25 protein-coding genes are annotated in these 25,275 nt (G+C 70.9%); 15 read left to right on the top strand and 10 right to left on the bottom strand.

Going from position 1 to position 25,275, the window contains the following annotated elements:
* Nucleotides 1-10: 10 nt before the first annotated feature.
* Nucleotides 11-853, bottom strand: coding sequence for a TIM barrel protein (locus O5O46_RS17750; protein WP_269856442.1), 843 nt, complete (start codon nucleotides 851-853; stop codon nucleotides 11-13).
* Nucleotides 854-1,008: 155 nt separating this feature from the next.
* Here O5O46_RS17750 and O5O46_RS17745 point away from each other — a divergent pair, with 155 nt between their 5' ends.
* From O5O46_RS17745 to O5O46_RS17710, 8 genes are all read left to right on the top strand, one after another.
* Complete coding sequence (locus tag O5O46_RS17745) at nucleotides 1,009-1,260, top strand: thiamine-binding protein (protein ID WP_269856441.1); 252 nt, start codon at nucleotides 1,009-1,011, stop codon at nucleotides 1,258-1,260.
* Nucleotides 1,261-1,262: 2 nt separating this feature from the next.
* A complete protein-coding gene (locus tag O5O46_RS17740; protein WP_269856440.1) occupies nucleotides 1,263-1,643 on the top strand; it encodes a helix-turn-helix domain-containing protein in 381 nt (126 codons plus the stop codon).
* Nucleotides 1,644-1,807: 164 nt separating this feature from the next.
* Complete coding sequence (gene uraD, locus O5O46_RS17735) at nucleotides 1,808-2,326, top strand: 2-oxo-4-hydroxy-4-carboxy-5-ureidoimidazoline decarboxylase (RefSeq protein ID WP_269856439.1); 519 nt, start codon at nucleotides 1,808-1,810, stop codon at nucleotides 2,324-2,326.
* The gene (gene uraH, locus O5O46_RS17730; RefSeq protein ID WP_269856438.1) at nucleotides 2,323-2,703 is read left to right on the top strand and encodes a hydroxyisourate hydrolase; all 381 of its coding nucleotides are present in this window, start codon (nucleotides 2,323-2,325) and stop codon (nucleotides 2,701-2,703) included. The genes uraD and uraH overlap by 4 nt, the downstream gene beginning before the upstream one ends.
* A gap of 6 nt (nucleotides 2,704-2,709) precedes the next feature.
* Entirely contained in the window at nucleotides 2,710-3,633 is a 924-nt protein-coding gene (pucL, locus tag O5O46_RS17725) for a factor-independent urate hydroxylase (RefSeq protein ID WP_269856437.1), read from the top strand.
* 136 nt (nucleotides 3,634-3,769) lie between these two features.
* Nucleotides 3,770-5,173 (top strand): 8-oxoguanine deaminase, encoded by a 1,404-nt coding sequence (locus tag O5O46_RS17720; RefSeq protein WP_269856436.1) that lies wholly within the window; start codon nucleotides 3,770-3,772, stop codon nucleotides 5,171-5,173.
* 163 nt (nucleotides 5,174-5,336) lie between these two features.
* Entirely contained in the window at nucleotides 5,337-6,728 is a 1,392-nt protein-coding gene (locus tag O5O46_RS17715) for a nucleobase:cation symporter-2 family protein (protein WP_269856435.1), read from the top strand.
* A gap of 94 nt (nucleotides 6,729-6,822) precedes the next feature.
* On the top strand, nucleotides 6,823-7,734 hold the full coding sequence (locus tag O5O46_RS17710; RefSeq protein ID WP_269856434.1) for a hypothetical protein: 912 nt from the start codon (nucleotides 6,823-6,825) through the stop codon (nucleotides 7,732-7,734).
* A gap of 29 nt (nucleotides 7,735-7,763) precedes the next feature.
* On the opposite strand, the gene aceB is transcribed toward O5O46_RS17710, so the two are convergent.
* Together aceB and O5O46_RS17700 are read right to left on the bottom strand one after the other, a co-directional pair.
* Entirely contained in the window at nucleotides 7,764-9,380 is a 1,617-nt protein-coding gene (gene aceB, locus O5O46_RS17705) for a malate synthase A (RefSeq protein WP_269856433.1), read from the bottom strand.
* A 193-nt stretch (nucleotides 9,381-9,573) separates the two neighbouring features.
* Entirely contained in the window at nucleotides 9,574-10,218 is a 645-nt protein-coding gene (locus tag O5O46_RS17700) for a nucleotidyltransferase family protein (RefSeq protein WP_269856432.1), read from the bottom strand.
* A gap of 269 nt (nucleotides 10,219-10,487) precedes the next feature.
* Between O5O46_RS17700 and O5O46_RS17695 the strand changes: the two genes are divergently transcribed.
* Nucleotides 10,488-10,820, top strand: a complete 333-nt coding sequence (locus tag O5O46_RS17695) for a DUF5955 family protein (RefSeq protein ID WP_269856431.1) — start codon at nucleotides 10,488-10,490, stop codon at nucleotides 10,818-10,820.
* Between the two features lie 13 nt (nucleotides 10,821-10,833).
* Here the strand turns inward: O5O46_RS17695 and O5O46_RS17690 are convergent, their stop codons facing one another.
* Entirely contained in the window at nucleotides 10,834-11,634 is an 801-nt protein-coding gene (locus O5O46_RS17690) for an IclR family transcriptional regulator (protein ID WP_269856660.1), read from the bottom strand.
* Nucleotides 11,635-11,930: 296 nt separating this feature from the next.
* Between O5O46_RS17690 and allB the strand changes: the two genes are divergently transcribed.
* Both allB and alc read left to right on the top strand, forming a co-directional pair.
* Nucleotides 11,931-13,292, top strand: coding sequence for an allantoinase AllB (allB, locus tag O5O46_RS17685; RefSeq protein WP_269856430.1), 1,362 nt, complete (start codon nucleotides 11,931-11,933; stop codon nucleotides 13,290-13,292).
* Complete coding sequence (gene alc / locus O5O46_RS17680) at nucleotides 13,289-14,401, top strand: allantoicase (RefSeq protein ID WP_269856429.1); 1,113 nt, start codon at nucleotides 13,289-13,291, stop codon at nucleotides 14,399-14,401. The genes allB and alc overlap by 4 nt, the downstream gene beginning before the upstream one ends.
* Before the next feature lie 75 nt (nucleotides 14,402-14,476).
* Here alc and O5O46_RS17675 read toward each other — a convergent pair whose 3' ends face one another.
* Genes O5O46_RS17675 through O5O46_RS17660 form a run of 4 tightly spaced genes read right to left on the bottom strand, consistent with a single transcriptional unit; the run spans nucleotide 14,477 to nucleotide 19,007 of the window.
* Nucleotides 14,477-15,835, bottom strand: a complete 1,359-nt coding sequence (locus O5O46_RS17675; protein WP_443072563.1) for a GH1 family beta-glucosidase — start codon at nucleotides 15,833-15,835, stop codon at nucleotides 14,477-14,479.
* Nucleotides 15,836-15,869: 34 nt separating this feature from the next.
* The gene (locus O5O46_RS17670) at nucleotides 15,870-16,709 is read right to left on the bottom strand and encodes a carbohydrate ABC transporter permease (RefSeq protein ID WP_269856427.1); all 840 of its coding nucleotides are present in this window, start codon (nucleotides 16,707-16,709) and stop codon (nucleotides 15,870-15,872) included.
* On the bottom strand, nucleotides 16,702-17,682 hold the full coding sequence (locus tag O5O46_RS17665; RefSeq protein WP_269856426.1) for a carbohydrate ABC transporter permease: 981 nt from the start codon (nucleotides 17,680-17,682) through the stop codon (nucleotides 16,702-16,704). Before O5O46_RS17665 ends, O5O46_RS17670 begins: the two co-directional genes overlap by 8 nt.
* A gap of 11 nt (nucleotides 17,683-17,693) precedes the next feature.
* Complete coding sequence (locus O5O46_RS17660) at nucleotides 17,694-19,007, bottom strand: ABC transporter substrate-binding protein (protein WP_269856425.1); 1,314 nt, start codon at nucleotides 19,005-19,007, stop codon at nucleotides 17,694-17,696.
* 132 nt (nucleotides 19,008-19,139) lie between these two features.
* Between O5O46_RS17660 and O5O46_RS17655 the strand changes: the two genes are divergently transcribed.
* The 4 genes from O5O46_RS17655 (at nucleotide 19,140) to O5O46_RS17640 (ending at nucleotide 22,987) form a co-directional block, all read left to right on the top strand.
* A complete protein-coding gene (locus O5O46_RS17655) occupies nucleotides 19,140-20,453 on the top strand; it encodes an ROK family transcriptional regulator (RefSeq protein ID WP_269856424.1) in 1,314 nt (437 codons plus the stop codon).
* A gap of 88 nt (nucleotides 20,454-20,541) precedes the next feature.
* On the top strand, nucleotides 20,542-21,168 hold the full coding sequence (locus O5O46_RS17650) for a bifunctional 4-hydroxy-2-oxoglutarate aldolase/2-dehydro-3-deoxy-phosphogluconate aldolase (RefSeq protein WP_269856423.1): 627 nt from the start codon (nucleotides 20,542-20,544) through the stop codon (nucleotides 21,166-21,168).
* Between the two features lie 88 nt (nucleotides 21,169-21,256).
* The gene (locus O5O46_RS17645) at nucleotides 21,257-22,486 is read left to right on the top strand and encodes a cytochrome P450 family protein (protein WP_443072558.1); all 1,230 of its coding nucleotides are present in this window, start codon (nucleotides 21,257-21,259) and stop codon (nucleotides 22,484-22,486) included.
* A 9-nt stretch (nucleotides 22,487-22,495) separates the two neighbouring features.
* Nucleotides 22,496-22,987 (top strand): glutathione peroxidase, encoded by a 492-nt coding sequence (locus O5O46_RS17640; RefSeq protein ID WP_269856421.1) that lies wholly within the window; start codon nucleotides 22,496-22,498, stop codon nucleotides 22,985-22,987.
* 117 nt (nucleotides 22,988-23,104) lie between these two features.
* Here O5O46_RS17640 and O5O46_RS17635 read toward each other — a convergent pair whose 3' ends face one another.
* Together O5O46_RS17635 and O5O46_RS17630 are read right to left on the bottom strand one after the other, a co-directional pair.
* Nucleotides 23,105-24,112, bottom strand: coding sequence for a Gfo/Idh/MocA family protein (locus O5O46_RS17635; protein WP_269856420.1), 1,008 nt, complete (start codon nucleotides 24,110-24,112; stop codon nucleotides 23,105-23,107).
* Nucleotides 24,113-24,146: 34 nt separating this feature from the next.
* Complete coding sequence (locus O5O46_RS17630) at nucleotides 24,147-25,160, bottom strand: Gfo/Idh/MocA family protein (protein WP_269856419.1); 1,014 nt, start codon at nucleotides 25,158-25,160, stop codon at nucleotides 24,147-24,149.
* Nucleotides 25,161-25,275: the final 115 nt, after the last annotated feature.

Genomic DNA, 25,275 nt, shown 5'->3' with positions numbered 1-25,275 from the left:
TTACGGGAAGTCAGTGGTGTGCGGCGCGCCGCGACCTGGGCAGCCACTCGAACGCGTCCGCGCTCGGGCCGTCGCCCGGCTTGTACTCAAGGCCGACCCAGCCGTCGTATCCGGCCTTGCGCAGACGGCCCAGCAGGTCGTCGAAGTCGAGTTCGCCGGTGCCGGGGAAGCCTCGGCCCGGGTTGTCGGCGATCTGTACGTGACCGGTCTTGTCGGTGTAGCGGTCGATGACCTCGTGCAGGTCCTCGCCGTTCATCGACAGGTGGTACAGGTCCATCAGGAACCTGGCGTTCCCCAGGCCGGTGGCGGCGTTGACCCGGTCCACCACCTCGATCGCCCGCGGTGCGCTGACGATCGGGCAGCGCGGGGACTCGGGGGCGTTGAGCGCCTCGATCAGCAGCACCGCGCCCACCCGGTCGGCGGCGCGGGCCGCCAACACCAGGTTCTCCAGGGCGAGTTCGTCCTGGACGGCCGGATCGACGCCGTCCATCCGGTTGCCGTAGAGCGCGTTGAGCGCCGTGCAGCCGACCGACCGCGCGAACTCGGCGGCCACGTCGACGTTGTCGCGGAAGCGGTCCGACTCGGCGCCGGGGATCGACAGCGCTCCGCGGTCCGGGCCGGGAAGCTGTCCGGCGTAGAAGTTCAGGCCGACCAGCCGGGTGCCCGCGGTGCGCAACGCGTCCCGCAGGGCGTCGAGTTGCGCTTGGTCGGGAGTGGGTGCGTCGACCCACGGCCACCACAGCTCCACCGCGGTGAACCCGGCCGCCGCCGCGGCCGCGGGGCGCTCCAGCAACGGGAGTTCGGTGAAGAGGATCGACAGGTTCACATCGAAGCGCGTGTCAGGGAAACCCACCGGGATGCGCCCCTTTCCGGAATCGCACTGTCTTCCATTGCGATCTATTTCGTATCGCGGAAGTTAGTTTCTGCGTATTGGAAGAGTGGGGGATGGGTGTGGCGAGTGTCAAGTGCCGGCGTCGAGCCGCGCACGGAACCGGTTAGGTTGAGGGCGTGCGATTGAGGGTTGAGTTCACAACGGAGCCGTTCGACCTCGACGAGGCCCCGCGACATGCGGTGGTGGCGCGCGAGGTGGTGCAGGCGGCCGATCTGGACCGGGTGGACGTCGGTCCGTTCGGCAACACCGCGGAGGGATCGGCCGAGGCGGTGCTGGCCGCCGTCCGCGACCTGCTGGAGCGCAGCCTGGACGCGGGCGCGACCCGGGTGTCCCTCCAGCTCAACGTGGTGGACGAGGGGGAGGGGTGAGCATGACCGCGCCCGGTTCCCACCCGCTGGTCGACGCCGTCAAGCCGCTGGTCGACGCCATGGGTGGCGAGATGGTCCCGCCGGACGCCGCGCGGGGTGACGACGTGGTGCTCAGCTGGGAGGGTGAGCAGGTGGTCGCCGTGCGGCTGCCGCACATAGCCGACTCGCTCGATCACATCCTGGCCGACCTGGAGCGCCGCCAGGGCCGCCCGCTCGCCGCACTGGACCGCAAGGAGAAGCAGACGGTGGTGCGGATCCTGGAGGAGCGCGGCGCCTTCTCGGTGCGGCACGGGGTGGAGACGGTGGCCTCCGCGCTCGGAGTCAGCCGCTTCACCGTGTACAACTACCTCAACCGCGAGAACGCCGCGAAGGGCAGCGAGTAACCGCCCGCATACGCCGTGTGACCAGTGATTTTGGAGCCGCCGCCCGGTTTTGTCCCGGGTGGCGGCTCTTTCTGTCGCAGAAAGTTCAACAAAGTGTTGACGGCGTGTGTCGGCTGGATCTAGCTTTCCGGCAAGCCCGGTCCAGCAGGCCCTGGAGGCCGCAGATGACTTCTCGTTCCACCGCGGGCCTCGCCCGCCTCAACGCCGTCGACGACGAGACCGCCGCCCGACTGCTGCGCGAGGTCTGCGCCTCCACCGCCTGGGCGGCCGCGGTACTCGCCAAGCGCCCGTACCCCGACGCGGAGGCGCTGTTCGCGGCGAGCGACTCCGCGCTGCGCGAGATGACCGCCGAGGACCTCGGCGAGGCGATGGCCGGCCATCCGCCGATCGGCCGCCCCAAGCCCGGCGACCCCGCCTCGGCGCGTGAACAGCGCGGTATGGCCGGGGCGTCGGACCGGCTCAGGGCCGAACTGCTCGAACTCAACCTGGCCTACCAGGAGCGGTTCGGGCATGTCTTCCTGATCTGCGCCACCGGGCTCACCGGCGAGCAGATGAGGGACGCGGCCAGGGCCCGGATCGGCAACACTCTGGAACAGGAGCGGGAGATCGTCCGCGGCGAACTGGGGAAGATCAACCGTATCCGGCTGACCCGCCTGGCATCGGCGGAAGGAGACCCGTCATGACGGACACCTCCGTGTCCACGCACGTCCTGGACACCAGCGTCGGCCGCCCGGCCGAGGGCGTACCCGTGCGGCTGTCGGTCCGCGGCGGCGCCCACGCCGAATGGACCGCGCACGGCGCCTCCAGCACGGACGCCGACGGGCGCTGCAAGGACCTGCCCGCCCTCCCCGAGGGCACCACCCATGTACGGCTCCTCTTCGAGGTCGAGCCGTACTTCGAGAAGAAGCAAGCCGATGTGCAGCAGGACGCCCCCGCGAATCGGGACAGCGGTCCGTTCTTCCCCGAAGTGACGGTCACCTTCGCCGTACGACCGGGCGAGCACCACCACGTACCGCTGCTGCTCAACCCGTTCGGCTACTCCGTTTACCGAGGGAGCTAGCAGACAATGCCCACGATTCTCGGCCAGAACCAGTACGGCAAAGCGGAGAACCGCGTCGTAAGGATCACGCGGGACGGCGACACCCACCACATCAAGGACCTCAACGTCTCCGTCGCCCTGTCCGGTGACATGGAGGAGGTCCACTACTCGGGCAGCAACGCCAACGTACTGCCCACGGACACCACCAAGAACACGGTCTTCGCCTTCGCGAAGGAGTACGGGATCGACTCCGCCGAGCAGTTCGGCATCCACCTCGCCCGGCACTTCGTCACCAGCCAGCAGCCGATCAAGCGGGCGCGCATCCGGATAGAGGAGTACGCCTGGGAGCGGATCGAGACCGCGGACGGCAGCTCGCGCTTCATCGGCGCCGACGAGGTGAAGCATTCCTTCGTCCGCAAGGGCCAGGAGGTCCGCACCGCCCAGATCACCTTCGACGGCGAGCGGTGGGAGGTGCTGGCCGGACTCAAGGACCTCACCGTGCTGAACTCCACCCACTCGGAGTTCTGGGGCTATGTGAAGGACAAGTACACCACGCTCAAGGAGACCAACGACCGCATCCTGGCCACCGACGTCAGCGCCTGGTGGCGCTACAACTGGACCAGCGACGAGGACCGCGCGCCCAACTGGGAGCGTTCGTACGCCCAGGCAAGGAAGCACATACTCCAGGCCTTCGCCGAGACCTACAGCCTCTCGCTGCAGCAGACGCTGTACCAGATGGGCTCGCGCGTCATCAACAGCCGCTCGGAGGTGGACGAGATCCGCTTCTCGCTGCCCAACAACCACCATTTCCTGGTGGACTTGGCGCCGTTCGGCCTCAAGAACGACAACGAGGTGTACTTCGCCTCCGACCGCCCGTACGGCCTGATCGAGGCGACCGTGCTGCGCGACGGCGTCGAAGCCCGGATACCGGTCGACATGACCAACCTCTGACGGACCCTCCGCACACTCGGCACCCGGAGCACCCGACGGGTGGGGCGGCCTCCTCGACCGCCCCGCCCGGCTCCGGCACTCAAATCCCCAGGGCCCTGCCGTGCCCGACCGCCAACGAACAGAACGAGGAAGCACCATGGCAGCACCGGCAGCCCAAGGCGGCGCGACGGCGCGCATCGTCATCGAGAACTGTGCCATCGCCACCGTCGACCAGGACGGCAGCGAGCACTCCCGAGGTCATGTGGTCATCGCGGGCAACCGCATCGAGTCGGTCGGCGCGGGACCCGCCCCGGCCGGTCTGGGCGACGTGGTACGCCGCGTCGACGGCGAAGGCCATCTGCTCACCCCCGGCCTGGTCAACACCCACCACCACTTCTACCAGTGGATCACCCGCGGCCTGGCGCAGGACTGCAACCTGTTCGACTGGCTGGTCACCCTCTACCCCGTCTGGGCGCGGATCGACGAGCCGATGGTCCACGCGGCGGCCCAGGGCTCCCTGGCCGCGCTGGCACTGTCCGGCACCACCACCGCGATGGACCACCACTACGTCTTCCCGCGCGGCGCCGGCGATCTGCTCGGTGCCGAGATCCGCGCCGCCGCCGAGATGGGAGTGCGGTTCTCGCCCACCCGGGGCTCGATGGACCGCGGCATCTCGGACGGCGGCCTGCCCCCGGACTTCGCCGTGGAGTCCACCGAGGCCGCGCTGGCCGCGACCGAGGAGGCGATCGACCGCTGGCACGACGCGTCCTTCGACTCGATGCTGCGGATCGGCGTGGCGCCCTGCTCGCCGTTCTCGGTCTCCACCGAACTGCTGTGCGAGGCCGCCGTGTTGGCCCGTGCCAAGGGCGTGCGGCTGCACACCCACGGCAGCGAGACGGTGGAGGAGGAGAAGTTCTGCCACGAGCTGTTCGGCATGGGGCCCACCGACTACCTGGAGTCCACCGGGTGGTTGGGGGAGGACGTGTGGATGGCGCACTGCGTCCACATGAACGACTCCGACATCGCCAAGTTCGCCGAGACCGGTACCGGTGTCGCCCACTGCCCGTCCTCCAACGCCCGGCTGGCCGCCGGGATCGCCAGGGTGCCCGACATGCTGGCGGCCGGAGTGCCGGTCGGCCTCGGCGTGGACGGCACCGCCTCCAACGAGTCCGGCGAACTGGGCACCGAACTGCGCAACGCCCTGCTGGTCAACCGGCTCGGCGAGCACCGCGAGAAGGCGCTCAACGCCCGCCAGGCGCTGCGGCTTGGCACCATGGGCGGCGCCCGGGTGCTGGGCCGGGAGCGGGAGATCGGCTCCATCGAACCGGGCAAGCTCGCCGACCTGGCGCTGTGGAAGCTCGACGGAGTGCTCCACTCGTCCATCGCCGACCCGGTCGCGGCGCTGGTCTTCGGCGCCGCCGCACCACTGACCCTGCTGCTCACCGACGGCAAGCCGGTGGTGGAGCACGGTCGACTCGTGACCGTCGACGAGGACGCCATCGCCCGCACCACCCGCGCCGAGGCCCAACGCCTGGCGAGAATCGCCGGGCTCACCGACTGACGCCCGCCACGACACCGACTGAGGAGGACGGTCCCCGGTCGGCCGCGCCGCCCCCGTGCCGGATGGTCACGGCAGGGGGCGGCGCATTTCTACCCCCAACCCCTCGACCCGCACCACCTCCCTGAAACCCGCGCGAGAGCGTGTAACCGACAGGAGGAGCACCGTGGTCGCCAACCCGGCTCCAGCAATCGCAGAGCGCAAACATCCGGTCGATCAGACCCTCCCCCCACTCAAGCTCGTCACCAGCGGTCTGCAGCATGTCGCCGCCATGTACGCCGGGGTGGTCGCGCCACCGCTGGTGGTCGGCAAGGCGTGTGGACTGTCGGGCGCCCAGTTGACCTTCCTGGTCGGCGCCAGCCTGTTCACGGCGGGCATCGCCACGCTGTTGCAGACCCTCGGCTTCTGGAAGGTCGGTGCCAGGCTGCCGTTCGTCAACGGGGTCTCGTTCGCCGGTGTGGCACCGCTGGTGGCGATCGCCAACACCACACCGCACCGTGACAGCCTGCCGGTGATGTTCGGCGCGGTGATGGTCGCCGGAGTCCTCGGCTTCTTCGTCGCCCCGTACTTCAGCAGGCTCGTCCGGTTCTTCCCGCCCGTGGTCACCGGCTCGGTGATCACCCTGATAGGCGTCTCGCTGCTGCCGGTCGCCATCGGATGGGCCGCAGGAAACGATCCGGCGCACCCCGCGGCCAGCGTCTCCGACATCGCGCTGGCCGTCATCACCCTGGCCATCGTGCTCGTGCTGCGGCGGACGCTGACCGGCTTCCTCCGGCAGATCGCGGTGCTCATCGGGCTGGTCGCCGGAACCCTGATCGCGATCCCGTTCGGCGCCACCGACTTCAGCCCGCTCGGCAGGGCGGGCCTCATCGGCTTCCCCACCCCGTTCCACTTCGGTGCGCCGCAGTTCCAGCTTCCGGCCATCGTCTCGATGTGCGTGGTCATGCTGGTCTGCCTGACCGAGTCGACGGCGGACATCCTGGCGTTGGGCAAGGTGGTGGAAAAGCCCGCGGACGAGGCGGTGTTGGCGGCGGGCTTGCGTGCCGACACGCTCGGCAGCGCCATCAGCCCGCTCTTCAACGGCTTCGCCAACAGCGCCTTCGCGCAGAACATCGGCCTGGTGGCGATCACCCGGGTGCGCAGTCGGTTCGTGGTCGCCGCCGGCGGCCTCATCCTGCTCCTGATGGGACTGTGCCCGGTGCTGGCCTCGCTGATCGCCCTGGTGCCGGGGCCGGTGCTGGGCGGTGCGGGCGTCGTGCTGTTCGGCACGGTCGCGGCCAGTGGTGTCAAGACGCTCGCCGAGGCGGACCTGGACAACGGCGACAACCTGCTGATCATGGCCGTCGCCCTGGGCATCGGCATCATCCCGATCGTCGCCCCCGACTTCTACGACGGGGTGGATCCGCATCTGCGGATCGTGCTCAACTCCGGTGTCAGCATGGGCTGTCTGGTGGCCGTCGTGCTCAACGTGGTCTTCCACCATCTGGGCCGCAAACCGGCGCAGCCGGTGGAGCCGGTGGACCCGGTGGACCCGGTCAGTGAGCCGGTGCCGTCCTGAGGCCGCCGCCCGCGAAGATCCGCCCGCATGGTCGATTGGCATCCGCCCTGGTCGGTGTTCTGATGTGACGCGAGCCACACCAGAAGGGGCTGTCATGGGCATCGAACCGTTGCGGCGCGGCGCCAGAGCCGCCGCCGTCACCGCTGTGGCGCTCGCCGCCACCGTCGCCGGGGCCCACCCGGTCAGCGCGCGCCCCCAGCTCCGGCACCACGGGATCGACGTACGGATCAGCCGTTCGGGCATCCGGGCGCCCCGGCACCACCAGTGCGGAAACGTCACGTTCCAGGCGCACACCAGCGACCGGCGCGGGCGGCAGCTCCAACTGTTCCGGCCCAAGCGCGGGGTGCGGCCCCGGCGGGTGCTGGAGGACCTGGTGAACGCGGTCAGCAGCGATCCGCGGACCGCGGCCGCCGGTATCCACGCGGTACGGGGCGACGCCGAGCCGCTGGGCGGCGCCTTCGTCACCCGGGGGGTGCCGGTGGAGTTCACCGAGTCGATCACCGCGGGCTGGGTCTACCTGCTGGACCTCACCGCCTTCCGCCGCCACCCCGGCCCCGACGCCGAGGTGGAGGCACTGCGGCTGCACGGCCCCTGCCGCTATGGGCAGCTGCGGCGCACCCCGACTGGACGGGTGCTCGCCGTGGACACCGACGCCGGTCCGCGCTTCCGCCCGCAGGACGTGGACAACGCGCACGGCACGTTCCTGGTGCGCAACATCTCGACCGAGATCCACGAGATGCAGATCCAGCGCGTCCGGCACGGCACCACCGACGCCGAACTGGCCCGGTACTTCGACGCGCTGGCGCACGGCCCGGTGTCCGGACGGTCACCGTTCACCGGCGAGCCGTCCGGGCTCGGCGCCATCGCGCCCGGCCGTACCGTCCTGGTCCATCCGCGCCATCTGCGGCGCGGCACCTACGCGTTGCTGTGCTTCGTCCCCGACGACGGCGGCGGCGCGCCGCACGCCTTCCTCGGTATGCACAGCGTCGTACGGCTGCGGGACTGATGTTCCGTCACCCCGCCGCCCGCCGAGGATCAGCCGAGCAACTCGTAGGCGGGCAGGGTCAGGAAGTCCACGTACCGTTCGTCCAGGGCGACCTGCAGCAGTAGGTCGTGGGCCTGCTGCCAGCTGCCGGCGGCGAACGACTCGTCGCCGATCTCCGCGCGGATCGCGGCCAGTTCCTCGGCGGCGACCCGGCGGGCCAGCTCGGCGGTGGCCTTCTCGCCGTTGTCGAGGACGACGCCCGCGTTGATCCACTGCCAGATCTGCGAGCGGGAGATCTCGGCGGTCGCCGCGTCCTCCATCAGGTTGAAGATGGCCACCGCGCCGAGCCCGCGCAGCCAGGCCTCGATGTAGCGGATGCCGACCTGCACCGCGTTGCGCAGCCCCTCGTACGTCGGCCTGGCGTCCAGCGAGTCGATGGCGAGCAGCTGACCGGCGGTGACATGGACGTCCTCGCGCAGCCGGTCCTTCTGGTTGGGCCGGTCGCCGAGCACCGCGTCGAAGCTGGCGCGGGCCACCGGCACCAGGTCGGGGTGGGCGACCCAGGAACCGTCGAAGCCGTCGGCCGCCTCACGGTCCTTGTCGGCCTTGACCTTCTCCAGCGCCTGGGCGTTGACCTCCGGATCGCGGCGCGAGGGGATGAACGCGGCCATGCCGCCGATGGCGTGCGCGCCGCGCTTGTGGCAGGTGCGGACCAGCAGTTCGGTGTAGGCGCGCATGAACGGCGCGGTCATGGTGACCGCGTTGCGGTCCGGGAGGACGAACTTCTCCCCGCCGTCACGGAAGTTCTTCACGATCGAGAACAGGTAGTCCCAGCGCCCCGCGTTCAACCCGCTGGCGTGGTCGCGCAGTTCGTAGAGGATCTCCTCCATCTCGAACGCCGCGGTGATGGTCTCGATCAGCACGGTGGCCCGGATGGTGCCCTGCGGAACGCCCAGGTAGTCCTGGGCGAAGACGAAGACGTCGTTCCACAGCCGGGCTTCCAGGTGCGACTCGGTCTTCGGCAGGTAGAAGTAGGGCCCCTTGCCCTTGGCCAGCAGCCGCTGGGCGTTGTGGAAGAAGTACAGGCCGAAGTCCACGAACGCGCCCGGCACCGGCTCGCCGTCCACCACCAGGTGGCGCTCGTCCAGGTGCCAGCCGCGCGGGCGCATGACCACGGTGGCCAGCTCCTCGTCGGGGCGCAGCGCGTAGGACTTGCCCTCGGGGGTGGTGAAGTCGATCCGCCGCTCGTAGGCGTCGATCAGGTTGAGCTGGCCCAGTACGACGTTCTCCCAGGTGGGCGCGGACGCGTCCTCGAAGTCCGCGAGCCAGACCCTGGCGCCGGAGTTCAGCGCGTTGATCGTCATCTTGCGGTCGGTGGGGCCGGTGATCTCCACTCGACGGTCGTTCAGCGCCTCCGGTGCGGGGGCCACCCGCCAGTCGCCGTCGCGGATCGCGGCGGTCTCCGGAAGGAAGTCCAGGCGGGCGGTGCGGGCGATCTCGTCGCGGCGCTCCCTGCGGCGGGCCAGCAGTTCGGACCGGCGTGGCGTGAACCGGCGGTGCAAGGCGGCGACGAATGTCAGCGCCTCGTCGGTCAGCACCTCCTCGGATCGCGGGACGGTTCCGGCGGCGACGACGACGGCCGGTTCCTGCGGCGCTGCTGCGGACATGGCGGTCACTCCTTCCCGCGCGGACCGTGTGCGGCGGTGGCGCGGTGGCGGCACGGGGTGCCGTGCATCGTGGGTACGGCGGCAGTGCGGCCGCGGCGAGGTGTGCGGCCCGGCCGAGGCTTCTGCTGGGTGGAGCATAGTTTCTGCATAGTGGAAGATCAACGGTTTGTGGCACCGAGTGCAGGGGGGTTCGTCAGGTCCGCTCGGCGCCGGGAAGATCGTCCAAGAGGAGCCGCAGGTCGGCGGGGGTGTCGATGTCGTAGGGCGCGGCGATGTCCCCGCACTCGACGAGTGTGATGCCGCTCTCGTGGGCTTTCAGATAGGCCCGGGCGCCCTGGTCGCCGGTCGCGGAGGCGGTGATCGCGGGCCAGTGATCGGCGCCGAACAGCACCGGATGGCCGCGTCGGCCGCCGTACGCGGCGGCGGCCAGCGTGCCCGGTGACACCGGCGCGGCCCCGGCGAGGACCCGGGCGACGGCGTCGGAGCCGATGCCCGGCTGGTCCACCAGCGAGACCAGTGCCGCGGGCGCGCCCAGCGGGGCCAGGGACTCCAGCCCGACGCGCAGTGAGGAGCCCATGCCCTCCGGCCAGGAGGGGTTGTCCACCAGGACGCACCACTGAAGACCCGTCGCCCGGTCCCGTACCTCCCGCGCCGCCGCGCCCAGCACCACATGGACCGGATCGCAGCCGCCGTCCCGCAGGACCCGTGCCGCGTGCTCCACCAGCAGGCCGCCGCGGTACGCCAGCAGGGCCTTGGGTTGGCCGCCCAACCGCCGGCCGGTCCCGGCGGCCAGTACCAGACCGGGCACCGGGGAAGCGGCGCCGTTATGTTCCACCATGCCCCCTGCATACCCCTTTCCGGCCCGGGGTGAAAACGGGAGACCTCTGTGCGGTGTGGGGAACAGGGATTTGATGGACGATCACACGACGTGACGGCGAGTGAGCACGGCGCCGGAAAATGCCACCCTGTGTGAGATTCGCGGTGCGCAAGGCCGCGAATCACCCCGCGCGCAAAGGTTTTTAGGACGTATTTAGCGCTCTGTGTGGCGCGGTGTGCGGAGCGTCGCCTTTACTGGTCCGGCCTACTGCGCTCGAAGGGGAGTGCCTAGTGTCGAACCACCGGACCGGGGTGGGCCCCGAGGACCCGCGGGTGGCGGAACTGCGCACCGCCGTCACCCGGCTGCGTCGCGAACTGGCGGGCTACCGCGGCCACTTGTCCGACCGCGAGATAGCCGAGGAGGAACTGACCGCGCTCGACGGTCAGACCTCCACCGGCGCACCCGCGGCGGACCGGCTGCGCTACTCACTGCTGCTCATCACGGGTGCGCTGGGCTCGGTGAGCGCGCTCTCCCCCGCACTGCGCGAACTGCGCAACGCGATAGACCTCTTCGGCCCGTTGGCTCCCCGCCCGACGGTGCCGCCATGGGGTGTCGCCCCCTAGCGAACCCGTTGTGTCAGGCCGGTCGGGCCAGGGCGATCGACAACTGCCGGGCGATGTCCCGCAGTACCGGAATGATCCGCTCCTGTGCCGCCTCGGTCACCCGCCCCGCCGGACCGGAGATCGAGATGGCGGCGGCCGTGGGTGAGTCCGGCACCGTCACCGCCAGGCACCGCACGCCGATCTCCTGCTCGCTGTCGTCCACCGCGTACCCGGCGGCCCGGATCCGCTCCAGCTCCGCGACGAACGCGTCCGGATCGGTGATCGTCTTCTCGGTCGCCGCGGGCATCCCGGTGCGGGCCAGCAGCGCCCGCACCTCGTCCGCCGGTACGTCGGCGAGCAGCGCCTTGCCCACGCCCGTGGAGTGCGGCAGCACCCGCCGGCCGACCTCGGTGAACATCCGCATCGAGTGCCGTGAGGGCACCTGCGCCACATAGACGACCTCGTCGCCGTCGAGCAGCGCCATGTTCGCGGTCTCGCCGGTGGCCTCCACCAGCTCCGCCAGATACGGCCTGGCCCAGGTGCCGAGCAGCCGTGAGGCGCTCTCGCCGAGCCGGATCAGCCGGGGACCCAGCGCATAGCGGCGGTTGGGCTGCTGGCGGACGTAGCCGCAGGAGACCAGGGTGCGCATCAACCGGTGGATGGTCGGCAGCGGCAGCCCGCTGCTGGCGGACAGCTCGCTGAGCCCCACCTCGCCGCCCGCGTCGGCCATCCGCTCCAGCAGGTCGAAGGCGCGCTCCAGTGACTGCACGCCTCCGGCGCCCCCGTTGGCGGCCTTGGTCGCGCTCGGGGTGTTGGCGGAGCTGCTGGAGCTGATCGACGGCACGTCCGGTCCTCTCGAAGCCGCTGGGCCGCCGGGTGGCAGCCCGTCGGCAGTACCGCAGCCTACCGGGCGCCGACGCTCCGATCGCTGCCGGTGACCCGTGACTGGGCATTGCTACATTCTACTCTACGGAAAGCTGATTCCATTTTGTGGAATCAGCTGAAACTTTCGCACTACCTCCGCCACCCCTCCGGTGAACCCTTGACGCTCCCTGCTCGGCGGATGAAGATTCGTCCAACAGTGCGTTCAACAGAACGTTGAAGTCCGGCGGGTGAAGAGGAGGGGAACGCGTGTCCGACGTGGAGCTGGTGCTGCGTTCGACGCGGGTCGTCACGCCCGAGGGGGAGCGCCCGGCCGCGGTCGCGGTCAGCGGCGGACGGATCGCCGACGTCCTGCCCTACGAGGCGGAGGTGCCCGCGGGCGCCCGCCTGGTGGACATCGGCGACGACGCGCTGCTGCCCGGCCTGGTGGACACCCACGTCCATGTCAACGACCCGGGCCGCACCGAGTGGGAGGGCTTCGAGACGGCCACCCGCGCCGCCGCGGCCGGTGGCGTCACCACCCTGGTCGACATGCCGCTCAACAGCATCCCGCCCACCACCACGGTGGCGGCGCTGACCACCAAGCGGAACACCGCCTTCGACAAGGTCCATGTCGACGTCGGCTTCTGGGGCGGCGCCGTACCCGGCAACCTCAAGGACCTCCAACCCCTGTACGACGCGGGCGTGTTCGGGTTCAAGTGCTTCCTGCTGCACTCCGGCGTGGACGAGTTCCCGCAACTGTCCCCGGCCGAACTGGAAGCGGCGATGGGGGAGATCGCCTCGTTCGGCGGCCTGCTGATCGTGCACGCCGAGGATCCTCAGCTGATCGACTCGGCCCCGCGCCCGCACGGGCGCAAGTACGCGGACTTCCTGGCCTCCCGGCCGCGCGCCGCCGAGGACACCGCCATCGGGCAGCTGATCGCCCTCGCCAAACGGCTCGACGCGCGGGTCCACGTACTGCACCTGTCGTCCAGTGACGCGCTGCCGCTGATCGCCGCGGCGAGGCGCGACGGGGTACGGCTGACCGTCGAGTCGTGCCCGCACTACCTGACCCTGACGGCGGAGGAGGTCCCGGACGGGGCGACGGAGTTCAAGTGCTGTCCGCCGATCCGCGAGGCGGGCAACCAGGACGCGCTCTGGCGGGGGCTGGCCGACGGCACGATCGACTGCGTGGTATCCGACCACTCGCCGTCCACCGTCGACCTCAAGCGCCTGGACACCGGCGACTTCGGCCAGGCATGGGGCGGCATCTCCTCGCTCCAGCTCGGACTGCCCGCGATCTGGACCGAGGCCAGAAGGCGCGGCCACAGCCTCAGCGATGTGGCCCGCTGGATGTCCACCGGACCCGCCCGGCTCGTCGGGCTCAGCGGCAAGGGTGTCATCGCGCCCGGCCGGGACGCCGACTTCGCGGTGCTCGCCCCCGAGGAGACCTTCACTGTCGACCCGGCCGCCCTGCACCACCGCAACCAGGTCACCGCCTACGCGGGCCGCACCCTGCACGGCGTGGTACGCGCCACCTGGCTGCGCGGACAACTCATCGCCGACCGCGGGGTGACCACCCGGCCCCGGGGCCGGCTCATCGCACGCGAACGACACGAGGAGCATGCATGACGCAGGTCACTCGCTTCACCGGCGACGCCAAGCCGTACGGTGGCGGCGATCCGTATGCCGACTACCGCGGTGCCGAGGTTCCCTTCGACCACCTGGTCGACCTCGCGGACCGCCGCCTCGGCGCCGGAGTCATCGCCGCCAGCGACGAGTTCTTCGCCGAGCGGGAGAACCTGCTGGTCCCCGAGCGCCCCGTGTTCGACCCCGAGCACTTCGGGCACAAGGGCAAGGTCATGGACGGCTGGGAGACCCGGCGCCGCCGGGGCGCCGGCGCGGACACCCCGCATCCGGTGGACGCCGACCACGACTGGGCGCTGATCCGCCTGGGCGCCCCCGGTGTGATCCGCGGCCTCGTCGTGGACACCGCGCACTTCCGCGGCAACTACCCGCAGAGCGTCAGCGTCGAGGCCACCTCCGCGCCGTTGTCCGCGTCGCCCGAGGAACTGCTGGCGCCGTCCACCCGGTGGACCGAGATCGTCGCGCGCACTCCCGTCGGCGGCCATGCCGCCAACGTCTTCGAGGTGGATGTCGAACGCCGCTTCACCCACCTGCGGTTGAACCAGCATCCGGACGGCGGCATCGCCCGGCTGCGGGTGTACGGCGAGGTGGCGCCCGACCCGGAATGGCTTGCCGCGCTCGGCACGTTCGACGTGGTCGCGCTGGAGAACGGCGGCCTCGCCGAGGACGCCTCCGACCGCTTCTACTCACCGCCCGCCAACACCATCCTGCCGGGCCGCTCCCGCAAGATGGACGACGGCTGGGAGACCCGGCGGCGGCGCGACAAGGGCCACGACTGGGTCCGCTACCGGCTCACCGAGCACGCGGAGATCCGCGCCGTGGAGATCGACACCGGCTGCTACAAGGGCAACTCGGCCGGCTGGGTGGCGCTTTACGGGCTGGACGCGACGGCCGACCGCGACGAGTGGTTCGAGATCCTGCCGCGCACACGGCTACAGCCGGACACCGTGCACCGGTTTCTGGTGACCGCACCGGCCACCACGCACGTCCGCCTGGACACCTTCCCGGACGGCGGCATCGCCCGGCTGCACCTGCACGGATCCCTCACCGAGACCGGCGCCCAGCGATTGCGCGAGCGCACCGCGCGACTGTAAGGGGCGCCGACTCAGGGGCGGTCGGGGTGAGGTGTCCTCCGGCCGCCCCGCCCCACGCCGCCCGCGGAGCCGAGCTCACCGCAACACCCGTTGCGCACGCCGTTGGTGCGCGGCGACCGTCTCGGCGTACCGCCGCCCGGAGGCCTTCACCGTCCGCCGCTGCGTGCCGTAGTCCACGTGCACCAGTCCGAACCGCTTCTCGTAGCCGTACGCCCACTCGAAGTTGTCCAGCAACGACCAGGCGAAGTACCCCGCGAGCGGTGCGCCGCGCCGCACCGCCCGGGCGCAGGCCGCCAGGTGGGCGCTCAGATAGGCCGCGCGCTCGGGGTCGTCGACCTGGTCGTCCGGGCCGACGGTGTCCGGGTACGCGGATCCGTTCTCCGTCACCAGGATGCGGCGGGCGCCGTACTCCTCGGTCAACCGCATCAGCATCGTCTCAAGCCCGCCCGGATGCACCTCCCAGTCCATGGCCGTGCGCGGCACCCCGGGCAGGTACACCTGGCGGGCGTACGGCGGTGCTCCGGTCGGATCGTCGGCGACCACGGTCCGGAAGTAGTAGTTGAGCCCCAGCCAGTCCAGTGGCGCCGCGATCGCCGCCAAGTCCCCCGTCCGGATGGGCAGTTCCACCCCGTACAGCTCGACCATGTCCTGCGGATAGCCGCGGCCGTGCAGCGGATCCAGCCACCAGCGGTTGCCGTGCCCGTCGGCGCGTACCGCCGCCGCCCGGTCCGCCTCGCGGTCGGTGGCGGGCTCGCAGGGGCTCAGGTTGTTGACGATGCCCACCCGCGCCTCGGGCGCTGCCGCCCGGATCGCGGCGACCGCCCGCCCGTGCCCCAGGTGCAGGTGGTACGAGGCGCGCACCGCCGCCGTCAGATCGGTGAGGCCCGGCGCCATGTCTCCTTGCAGGTGCCCGATCCAGGCCGAGCACAACGGCTCGTTGAGTGTCGCCCAGTCCCGCACCCGGTCACCGAGCGCCCCCGCCACCACGGCCGCGTACTCGCCGAACCGCTCCGCGGTGTCCCGGCTCGGCCAGCCGCCCCGGTCCTGGAGCGCCTGCGGCAGGTCCCAGTGGTAGAGCGTCGGAAAAGGCGTGACGCCCACTTCGAGCAGCGCGTCGACCAGCCGGTCGTAGAAGTCGAGCCCCGCCCGGTTGACCCGACCGTCACCGAGCGGCACCACCCGCGGCCAGGCGACGGAGAAGCGGTACGCGGTGACGCCCAGCTCCCGCATCAGCGCGATGTCCTCGCGCCAGCGGTGGTAGTGGTCGCAGGCCACGTCGCCGGTGTCGCCGTTCGCCACCTTGCCGGGTGTGCGGCAGAAGGTGTCCCAGATCGACGGCGCCCGCCCGTCGTCCCCCGCCGCGCCCTCGATCTGGTACGCGGAGGTCGCGACGCCCCACAGGAAGTCGGCGGGGAAGGCGGCGAGGTCGTCCACTCGGTGTTCGGTCACAACATCCCTTCCGGAGAGCTCACTTGACGGCCCCGGCGGTCAGGCCGGCGACGAGATAGCGCTGCAACAGCAGGAACCCGGCGACGACGGGCACGCTGACCACCAGCGCGGCCGCCATGACCTGGTTCCAGTAGACGTCGGTCTGGCTGGCGTATCCCTGGAGTCCCACGGCCAGGGTGCGGGTGGTGTCGTTGGTCATCACGGAGGCGAACAGCACCTCGCCCCACGCGGTCATGAACGCGTAGACCCCCACCGCGACGATGCCCGGCACGGCGGCCGGGACCACCACCCGCAGCAGTGCCCCCAACGGCCCGCAGCCGTCGGTGAGCGCCGCCTCGTCCAACTCGCGCGGGATGGAGTCGAAGTAGCCGACCAGCATCCAGATCGAGAACGGCAGCGAGAACGTGAGGTAGGTCAGGACGAGACCGCCGCGGCTGCCGTACAGGGCGACGCCGGTCGCGTTCCCGATGTCCACGAAGATCAGGAACAGCGGCAGCAGGAACAGGATCCCCGGGAACATCTGCGTGGACAGCACGGTCACCGTGAACAGCCGCCGGCCCCGGAACCTGAAGCGGCTCACCCCGTACGCCGCGAAGACCGCGACCAGCACCGACACCACCGTCGAACTCGCCGCGACGATGAGCGAGTTGACGAAGTAGTGCGCGAGCGGGACCGTGTGCCAGATGTCGACGTACGGCCGCAGCGTCAGCCTGCCCGGCAGCCAGTGGAAGGCGTCCTGCACCTCGGCCAGCGGTTTGAGCGAGGAACTGAGCATCACGTAGACCGGCGCGAGGGCGAAGGCGGCGAGCGCCGTGAGCACGATCCGCCGAGTCCACACGAAACCGGGGGTCTCACGCATCGGCATCCCTTCCACGTGCGGTGGCGACCAGGTAGCCGACCGTCACCAACAGCAGGAACAGCAGCAGGAGCACGGACATCGCCGCACCGGAACCGAAGTTCCAGGTGATGAACGACGACTGGTAGATGTGGATCGAGATCACGTCGGCGGCGGCCGGTGCCGACTTGCCGAACAGCACGTACGGCGTGTTGAAGTCGTTGAACGTCCACAGGAACAGCACCAGCACCAGCACCTGGTTGACCGGCCGCAGCGACGGCAGGGTGATCCGCCGGACCTGCTGCCAGATCCCCGCGCCGTCCATCGCCGCCGCCTCGTACAGTTCCCGCGGGATGTTCTGCAGCCCGGCGGTCAGGCACAGGAAGGCGAACGGCCAGGAGCGCCACACCGACACCGTGACCAGTGCCGCGAAGCTGTTGCCGCCGATCAGCCAGAACGGGTGTCCCGAGGCGAGGCGCAACTGGTCGTGGAGGACATGGTTCACCAGGCCGTTGTCCCGCTGGAACATGAACGACCAGGTGATGACCGCCGCGTAGACGGGCAGCGCGTACGGGACGAGGAAGACCCCGCGCAGCAGTGCCCGGCCGCGGAACCCCTGCTGCGTCAGGATCGCCGCCGCCGTGCCCAGCAGCCAGGACAGCCCGACCGACAGCGCCGTGAAGCCGCAGGTGATCAGGAACGAGTGGAGCAGCGCCTGCCCGACGGGCGCGTCGAACCGCACCGCCACCCGGTAGTTGCCCAGCCCGGTCCAGGGCGCCGATCCCCAGTCGCGGACGAAGAACTGGGTCAGTTCCTTGAAGCTCATCACCACGCCGATGACCATCGGCACCAGATGGACCAGCAGTTCGAGCAGGAGCGCGGGCAGCAGCAGGAGATACGGCAGCGCGGCACCGCGCGAACGTCTCCGGGGGCGGAGGCTGGTCGTCGCGGGCAGTTCGGCGGCCGGGGGCGGCGTGGTGGAGGCCGTGACCGTCATCTGACGTCACCTCAACTCGTCGGGAGTTGCTGCTGGGCCTTGGTGAGGGCGGCGCGCACGCTCGCGTCGGTGACCGGACGGCCCGCCGCCGCGTCGGCGAACAGGTCCTTGATGGCGGTGCCGACCAGCGTCTCGAACTGGCTCTCGTCGGGAACCTGGGGGAGCGGTGCGGCGCCGTGCGCCAGCACCTGGCGCAGGGTGGTCAGGTCCGGTGTGGCGAAGGCGGGATCGTCCTGGGCGTCCTTGACCGGCGGAATGGAGCCGAAGGCGGCGTTGAGCGTCTTCTGCTCCGCGGTGCTGGTCATGAACCGGACGAACTTCACCGCGCCGTCCCGGTTCTGGCTGTTCCGGAAGACCGCGAGGTTGATCCCGGCGACCATGGAGTCCACCCGGGTGGGCCCCGAGGCGTTGGCGGTCTGGAACGGTATCGGAGCCACGCCGTACGCGTCGCCCGGCATCCCGTGGGCCTTCAGGGAGGACGCGGCCGACTGCCACATCAGCATGGCGGCCCTGCCGGTCGCGAAGTCCTGTAGGGACTGCTGGGCGGCGTACTCGGCGTCACCGGGCGCGGTGATCCTGTCCTTCGCCATGAAGTCGACGTACTGCTTGACGGCGGCGACGGCCTGCGGGGTGTTGAAGCGCGGCCTGCCGTCGGCGGTGAAGAAGTCGGCGCCGTGCTGTCGGCCGAGGATGAAGGCGTGGTGGGCGTTCTCCGCGTAGTTGCCGCCCTCGATTGCCAGGCCGTAGTGGCCGCCGCCGGTCAGCCGCCTGCCGTCGGCGGTCAACTCGGCCCAGGTGGTGGGCGGCCGGGGGATGCCCGCCCGGCGGAACAGCGCGCGGTTCCAGTACAGGCCGTACGACAGGGAGTACAGCGGTACGGCCGCCGGGTCCCGGTCGGCCGCGCCGGTGGCCGCCAGGGCGGCGGGGGCGAAGCGGTTCCGGCCGCCGATGGCCGTGAGCAGCCGGGGGTCGAACGGGAGCAGGGCGCCGGTCGCCTGGAGCGAGGCGGACCAGGTGTTCCCGATGTTGAGCACGTCCGGGCCCTGGCCGGAAATGGTGGCGGCGAGCACCCGGTTCAACAGGTCGGGCCAACCGATGACTTCGAGCTTGACCTTGATGCCGGTCCGCCGCTGGAACCTCGCCAGTTCCGGGGCCAGTACGCGCCGGTCGTCGGCCAGGCTTGCGCCCTGGTTGCTGGCCCAGTAAGTGAGTGTCCTGGGGTGTGCGTTGCCGCCGTCGCCGCCGATCGCGGCACCGCCCCCGCAGGCGCTGGCGGTGAGGGCGAGGGCGGCGGTGAGGGCCGCGAGGCCCCTACGGTTCGGCACGGTTACCCCTGTTCGGGAAATGAACGCCTTTACGCCTTAATTCAAGCCGTGATTTAAACTGTGTGAAAACCCGGCGTCAAGGCTTCACGCAGCGATAGTTTCGGCGTGTCGGGGGAGGGGAGTTGGCACGGCATGCCGGACAGGACCCAGCGGACCGTACGTGACCTGCGTCGGGGCAACCGCTCCGCGCTGCTGCGGCATCTGTACTTCGAAGGGCCGCTCAGCCGCCTGGAGTTGGGACGGGACACCGGGCTGAGCGCCGGTTCGGTGAGCAACGTCATGGCCGAACTCATCGCGGACGGCCTGGTCGAGCGCGCCGGGGTGGCCGACTCCGACGGCGGGCGCCCGCGCATCCTGCTCAAGGTGGCTGCCGACTACGGCCGTCTGATCGGCGTGGACATCGGCGAGACCCGGGTCCGGGTGGGGCTGTTCGACCTCGACCTGACCGAACTCGCCTTCACCGAGCACCCGTTGGTCGACAGCGCACGGGATGTGGCGCACCTCGTCCACCTGGTCCTGGACGGGCTGCGCACCGTGATCGCCGAGTCCGGCGTCGATCCGTCCCGTGTCCTGGGCGTCGGCGTGGGCGTGCCCGGCATCGTCGAACAGGGCTGGGACAGCGCTGTCGTGCACGGCCAGACCATCGGCTGGGAGGCCGTGCCGCTGGGCAGGCTGCTGCGCGCCGGAACCAGCCTTCCGCTGTACATAGAGAACGGCGCCAAGACCCTCGGCCAGGCCGAGATGTGGTTCGGCGCGGGCCGTGGCGCGCGGGACGCGGTGATCGCGCTGATCGGCTCCGGCGTCGGCGCCTGTGTGGTGGCCGACGGCAAACCGTACCGGGGGACCACCTCCAGTGCGGGCGAGTGGGGGCACACCACGATGCGGGTGGGTGGCCGCCGCTGCCGCTGCGGCTCCCGGGGCTGTCTTGAGGCGTACGTCGGCGCCGCGTCGCTGCTTGAGCGGTGGGGCGGCGCGCCGGCCGGAGCCGGCGAGGAGGCGGCACTGGCCGCCCTGTTGGAGCGCGCGAAGCACGACCGGGAGGCGGCGGCCCTGTTGGACGAGACCGCCGAGTACCTCGGCGCGGGCATCGCCGATCTGGTCAACCTGTTCAACCCCGAACGCATCGTCATCGGCGGCTGGGCGGGCCTGCTGCTCGGCCCCCGGCTGCTGCCCGCCGTCCGCGCCGCCGCCGCCGAGTACGCGCTGCGGCACCCCGGTGGGCACGCCGCGATCGACCTCGGCCGACTCGGTGCCGACGCGGTCACCGTGGGTGCGGCGACACTGCCGCTGGCCCGCTTCCTGGACCACGGCGGACGGCCGCCGGTACCGGGAACTCCGCTGCGGGCGAGGGCCGTTGGGGAGTACGACGGGGGCGCCCCCCGCGTCCGCCCGGCCAGGCTGCCGCGGGCCGCTTCCGGCCGGGGCGTTGTCGGTGGCGACCGATAGCCTTCTTGACGAGGCGGTCCCGCGTACGGGGGCCGGTTCTTGGCGACCACCAGCCCTTGGGCCGAACAGGAAAGGACGGCGAACCGCCGTGTACCGCTGGGAGATCACCCGGGCCGCGCTGGCCCAGCGGGTCTTCGCCACCATCCGCACCGACAGCTACGACCAGGCCGCCGGGATGGCCGACACCCTGCTCTCCGCCGGGATCACCACCCTGGAGATCTCCCTGACCACCCCCTTCGCGCTGGAGGCGGTCACCACGCTGGTGCGGGAGGTGGGCGACGACGCGATCATCGGCGCCGGTACGGTGCTGGACGCCGCCTCGGCCCGGATGGCGGTGGACGCCGGGGCCCGCTTCCTGGCCGCGCCGAACCTCGACGCCGAGGTGATATCCACCGGCCACCGCTACGGCATACCGGTCTTCCCCGGCGCGGCGACGGTGAACGAGATCGTGCGTTCCCTCGAACTCGGTGCCGACGCGGTCATGCTCTTCCCCGCCTCCGCCGTGGGGCCCGAGTGGCTGGAAGACGTCCGTACCGCGCTGCCGCAGGCGCCGCTGCTGCCCACAGCGGGCATCACCCCGGACAGCGCGCCGCGCTGGCTCGCCGCCGGTGCGGTGGCCTGCGGCCTGGGCGCACCGCTGGTCGAGGGCGACCGTGAGACCGTCGCCAAGCGAGTAGCCGATCTGCTCGACCGCATCGCCGACCACGGGGAGTAGCGCCTCGGACCGCTGCCCATGATCTGGATTCGGCCGGAACTCCTGTTCGCCGCAGCGGCGTTGCCCGATAGCGTGTCGTAAGTTCCGGATGAGAGGGCGTGTGGTGGGGGAACACGAAGTGATCGATCTGACCGCGCTGGGTGCGGACTTCGTCCGCGATCCCTATCCCGTCTACGCGGCGCTACGCGCACGCGGGCCGGTACACCGCGTGCGAATACCCGAGGGCGCCGAGGCCTGGCTGGTCGTCGGCTACGAGGCGGGGCGCGCGGCGCTGACCGACCCGCGGCTGTCCAAGCAGTGGAAGAAGGCCGCCGCCGACTTCCCGCTCACCAGCCCCTCGGCCGGACCTCATATGCTCAACTCCGACCCGCCGGACCACGCCCGGCTGCGCAAGCTGGTGGTCAGGGAGTTCACCGCGCGCCGGGTCCAGGGCCTCGCCCCGCGCGTCCAGGAGATCACCGACGGCCTGCTGGACGCCATGCTGGCCGCGCCGGACGGCAGGGCCAACCTGGTGGAGGCACTGTCCTTCCCGCTGCCGATCGCGGTGATCTGCGAACTGCTCGGTGTGCCGATGCTCGACCGGGCGGCGTTCCGCGACTGGTCCAACAACGCGCTGTCGGCCACCGACCCCGCCGTACGCTACGCGGCCGCCCAGGAGGTCAGCGGCTACCTCGACCGGCTGCTGGACGACAAGCGGCGGCACCCGGGCGACGACCTGATGAGCGCGCTGATCCGCACCACCGACGAGGACGGCGACCGGCTCTCCGCCGACGAACTTCGCGGCACCGCCTGGCTGTTGCTGGTCGCCGGGCACGAGACCACGGTCAACCTCATCTCCAACGGCGTACTGGCCCTGGTCACCCATCCCGAGCAACTGGCCGCGCTGCGCGCCGACTTCACACTGATCGACAACGCGGTGGAGGAGATGCTGCGCTGGGACGGCCCGGTGGAGACTCCGACGTATCGTTTCACCACCGAGCCGTACGAGGTGGGTGGCACGGTCATCCCGGGTGGCGGGGAACTCGTGCTGGTGGCGCTCGCCGACGCCGACCGCGACCCGGACCGCTTCCCCGAGCCGAACCGCTTCGACATCCGCCGGCCCGCCGGTGGCCATGTGGCCTTCGGCCATGGCATCCACTACTGCCTGGGGGCACCGCTGGCCCGGCTTGAGGCCCGGATCGCCATCCGTACGCTGCTGGAACGCTGCCCCGACCTGGCGCTGGACGCCGACCCGGCGGCCCTGACCTGGCGCGAGGGCATGCTGATCCGCGGCCCGCACCAGTTGCCGGTCCGCTTCACACCTGCGGAAAGGTCCTAGGATCGCGACATGGCCAACCTCTACGACATTCCGCTGCGGACCCTCGGCGGCGAAGCCGGTTCGCTCGCCGACCACCGGGGCAAGGCGCTGCTCATCGTCAACGTCGCCTCGAAGTGCGGGCTCACTCCGCAGTACGCGGGCCTTGAGCGCTTGCAGGAGCGTTACGCCGAGCGTGGTTTCACGGTCCTCGGCTTTCCCTGCAACCAGTTCGGCGGCCAGGAGCCGGGTACCGCCGAGGAGATCGAGACCTTCTGCTCCACCACCTACGGTGTGAGCTTCCCGCTCTACGCCAAGGCCGACGTCAACGGCGCGGACCAGCAGCCGCTGTACGCCGAACTGACCCGGTTCGGCGATGCGCAGGGCGAAGCGGGTCCCATCCAGTGGAACTTCGAGAAGTTCCTCATCGCTCCTGACGGCACGGTGTCCGGCCGCTTCCGGCCGCGTACCGAGCCGGAGGCCGCGGAACTCGTGGCGGCGATCGAGGAGTTGCTTCCTCGCTAGGGCGGCCCCGGTTGTTCGCGGGGTCGCGGTCGGCGTATGACGGCCGGTCCGCGCCGCCGGGATCGCTCGCCGTCGCGGTGCGGGTCGTCCGCCCGCGACGGCGAGGTGGCGGACTGCTCACATGTCCTTGGCGATCTCCTCCAGCCACACCGGGCGGCCTTCCGCCCGGGACAGTTCACACGCCTCCGCCACCAGCAGGGCGTGCAGTGCCTCGCGGCCCGAGCAGGGATTCGCGGCCCTGCCCTGGGCGGCCTCGACGAACGCGGCCAGCTCGGCCCGGTACGCGCTGTCGAAGCGCTCCAGGAAGCCGGTCCAGGGCCGTTGGGGCCCCTGCGGACCGCCGGGTTCCGCGGAGGTGAAAGGGGTGCGATGGTCCAGGCCGACGACCAACTGGTCCCGTTCCCCGGACAGTTCCATCCGTACGTCGTAGCCCGCGCCGTTGTAGCGGGTGGCCGTCGCGGTGACCAGGGTGCCGTCGTCCAGGGTGAGCAGTGCGGCGGCGGTGTCCACATCGCCCGCCTCCCGGAAGAACGCCGCGCCTCCGGCGGAGCCGCGGGCGAAGACCTCCACCACCTCGCGCCCGGTCAGCCAACGCACCGCGTCGAAGTCATGGACCAGGCAGTCCCTGATCAGCCCACCGGACAGCGGCAGGAACTCCGGCGGCGGCGGAGCGGGGTCCGAGGTGATGGCCCGGATGGTGTGCACCCGGCCCAGCCGACCGTCCCGATAGGCTTCCCGGGCGGCCAGATACCCGGCGTCGAAGCGCCGCTGGAAGCCCATCTGCAACATGGTTCCGGCGGCCTCGACCTCGCGCAGCGCGCGCAGCGTGCCCGCCAGGTCCAGTGCGATGGGCTTCTCGCAGTACGCGGGCAGCCCGGCGCGGGCGGCGCGGGTGATCAGGTCGGCGTGCGCCGAGGTGGCCGAGGCGATCACCACCGCGTCCACGCCGGAGGCGAACAGGCCGTCCACCGACCCGGTCGCTCGGGCGCCGATGCGCGCGGCGACTTCGACGGCCCGGGCCGGGTCGACGTCGGCCACCACCAACTCGCCCACGGTGGGCAGCGCTTGCAGGGCTTCGGCGTGGAACGAGCCGATACGGCCGGCACCCACAAGTCCGATTCGCATGGCGGTCCTCAATCAGTTCTCTGGAAGGCGGAGTTCAGCGGTACAGGGCCGGGCGTTCGATCATCTCCACCGCCACCCTGCGGCCCTCGCTCTGCGCCCTCACCCCGGCCTCGCATACCGCCGCCGCGGCATAGCCGTCCCAGGCGCTGGGGCCCTCGACCTCGCCGCGCCGGGTGGCGTTGACCCAGCTCTGCACTTCGCGGTCGTAAGCCTCCTCGAACCGCTCCACGAAGTCCGGGGCGATGGTGCCTCCCCAGCGGCCCTCGGCGTTGGTGAGCAGGGAGTGCGCCTCGCCGATCCGGGCGGTGCCCCGCTCACAGACCACCTCGGCCTGAACCTGGTAGCCGAAGCGGCAGTTGACGTTGATCTCCACGTCCACCAGCGCCCCGCCGTCGGTCTCGAAGATGACGAACTGCGGGTCGTCCAGGCCCTCCGGGGCGTTGCCGGACGGAGTGGGGCGCAGCACGGTGACCGCGGTGATCTCCTGGTCGAGCAGCCAGCGCGTCACGTCCATCTCATGGACGACCGAGTCGTTGATCAGCATGGCGTTGGTGAAGCCGGGCGGGGTGGAGGCGTTGCGGTGCCGGTTGTGCAGCATCAGCGGGCGGCCGAGTCCACCATCGTCCAGCAGCGACTTCAGCCGCAGGTACTCCGCGTCGTAGCGGCGCATGAAGCCGACCTGCACCCTGCGGTGGCCCAGCCGCTGCTCGGCCTCCAGCACCCGCAGTGCGGAGGCGGCGTCCGGGGTCAGCGGCTTCTCGCACAGGACGGGCAGATCGCGGTCGAACGCGGTCAGCAGCGCGGCCTCGTGCGCCGGTCCGGGCGAGGCGATCAGCACCGCGTCGACGGTGGGAGCGGCCATAGCGGTGGCCGGATCGGTGTAGGCGGTACACCCCTCGATGCCGTCGGCGATCCGCTTGGCGCGTTCGGCGTCGATGTCCACCACGGCGGCGACCCGCGCTCCGCTGATCATTTCGTGGATGCGGCGTACGTGGTCGGCCCCCATCCGCCCGGTGCCGATCACGGCTACGCCGAGTGTCTCGTGCATCGCTGTTTCGTCCTTCCTGGACCGGGGCCTCACCCCGGCAAGCTCGTTGACAGATCCTGGGCCCGGCCCCCGGAAGCGACCTTGCCGCCACTCCGGCCCGTGGGGGTTCGGGGGC

It is taken from the genome of Streptomyces sp. RPT161 (genome assembly GCF_027533845.1).
In the GTDB taxonomy this organism is placed as follows: domain Bacteria; phylum Actinomycetota; class Actinomycetes; order Streptomycetales; family Streptomycetaceae; genus Streptantibioticus_A; species Streptantibioticus_A silvisoli_A.
The sequence above is the reverse complement of the archived record's forward strand: the minus strand, read 5'-3'. Positions and strand labels throughout refer to the sequence as shown.

Bases quoted from the DNA above. Each gene is read 5' to 3' on its own strand.
- O5O46_RS17645 (WP_443072558.1), top strand. From the start codon at position 21,257: ATGAGAGGGCGTGTGGTGGGGGAACACGAAGTGATCGATCTGACCGCG.
- O5O46_RS17635 (WP_269856420.1), bottom strand. From the start codon at position 24,112: ATGCGAATCGGACTTGTGGGTGCCGGCCGTATCGGCTCGTTCCACGCC.
- O5O46_RS17640 (WP_269856421.1), top strand. From the start codon at position 22,496: ATGGCCAACCTCTACGACATTCCGCTGCGGACCCTCGGCGGCGAAGCC.
- aceB (WP_269856433.1), bottom strand. From the start codon at position 9,380: ATGTCCGCAGCAGCGCCGCAGGAACCGGCCGTCGTCGTCGCCGCCGGA.
- O5O46_RS17740 (WP_269856440.1), top strand. From the start codon at position 1,263: ATGACCGCGCCCGGTTCCCACCCGCTGGTCGACGCCGTCAAGCCGCTG.
- pucL (WP_269856437.1), top strand. From the start codon at position 2,710: ATGCCCACGATTCTCGGCCAGAACCAGTACGGCAAAGCGGAGAACCGC.
- O5O46_RS17700 (WP_269856432.1), bottom strand. From the start codon at position 10,218: ATGGTGGAACATAACGGCGCCGCTTCCCCGGTGCCCGGTCTGGTACTG.
- alc (WP_269856429.1), top strand. From the start codon at position 13,289: ATGACGCAGGTCACTCGCTTCACCGGCGACGCCAAGCCGTACGGTGGC.
- O5O46_RS17665 (WP_269856426.1), bottom strand. From the start codon at position 17,682: ATGACGGTCACGGCCTCCACCACGCCGCCCCCGGCCGCCGAACTGCCC.
- O5O46_RS17655 (WP_269856424.1), top strand. From the start codon at position 19,140: ATGCCGGACAGGACCCAGCGGACCGTACGTGACCTGCGTCGGGGCAAC.
- uraH (WP_269856438.1), top strand. From the start codon at position 2,323: ATGACGGACACCTCCGTGTCCACGCACGTCCTGGACACCAGCGTCGGC.
- O5O46_RS17710 (WP_269856434.1), top strand. From the start codon at position 6,823: ATGGGCATCGAACCGTTGCGGCGCGGCGCCAGAGCCGCCGCCGTCACC.
- O5O46_RS17720 (WP_269856436.1), top strand. From the start codon at position 3,770: ATGGCAGCACCGGCAGCCCAAGGCGGCGCGACGGCGCGCATCGTCATC.
- O5O46_RS17630 (WP_269856419.1), bottom strand. From the start codon at position 25,160: ATGCACGAGACACTCGGCGTAGCCGTGATCGGCACCGGGCGGATGGGG.
- O5O46_RS17670 (WP_269856427.1), bottom strand. From the start codon at position 16,709: ATGCGTGAGACCCCCGGTTTCGTGTGGACTCGGCGGATCGTGCTCACG.
- uraD (WP_269856439.1), top strand. From the start codon at position 1,808: ATGACTTCTCGTTCCACCGCGGGCCTCGCCCGCCTCAACGCCGTCGAC.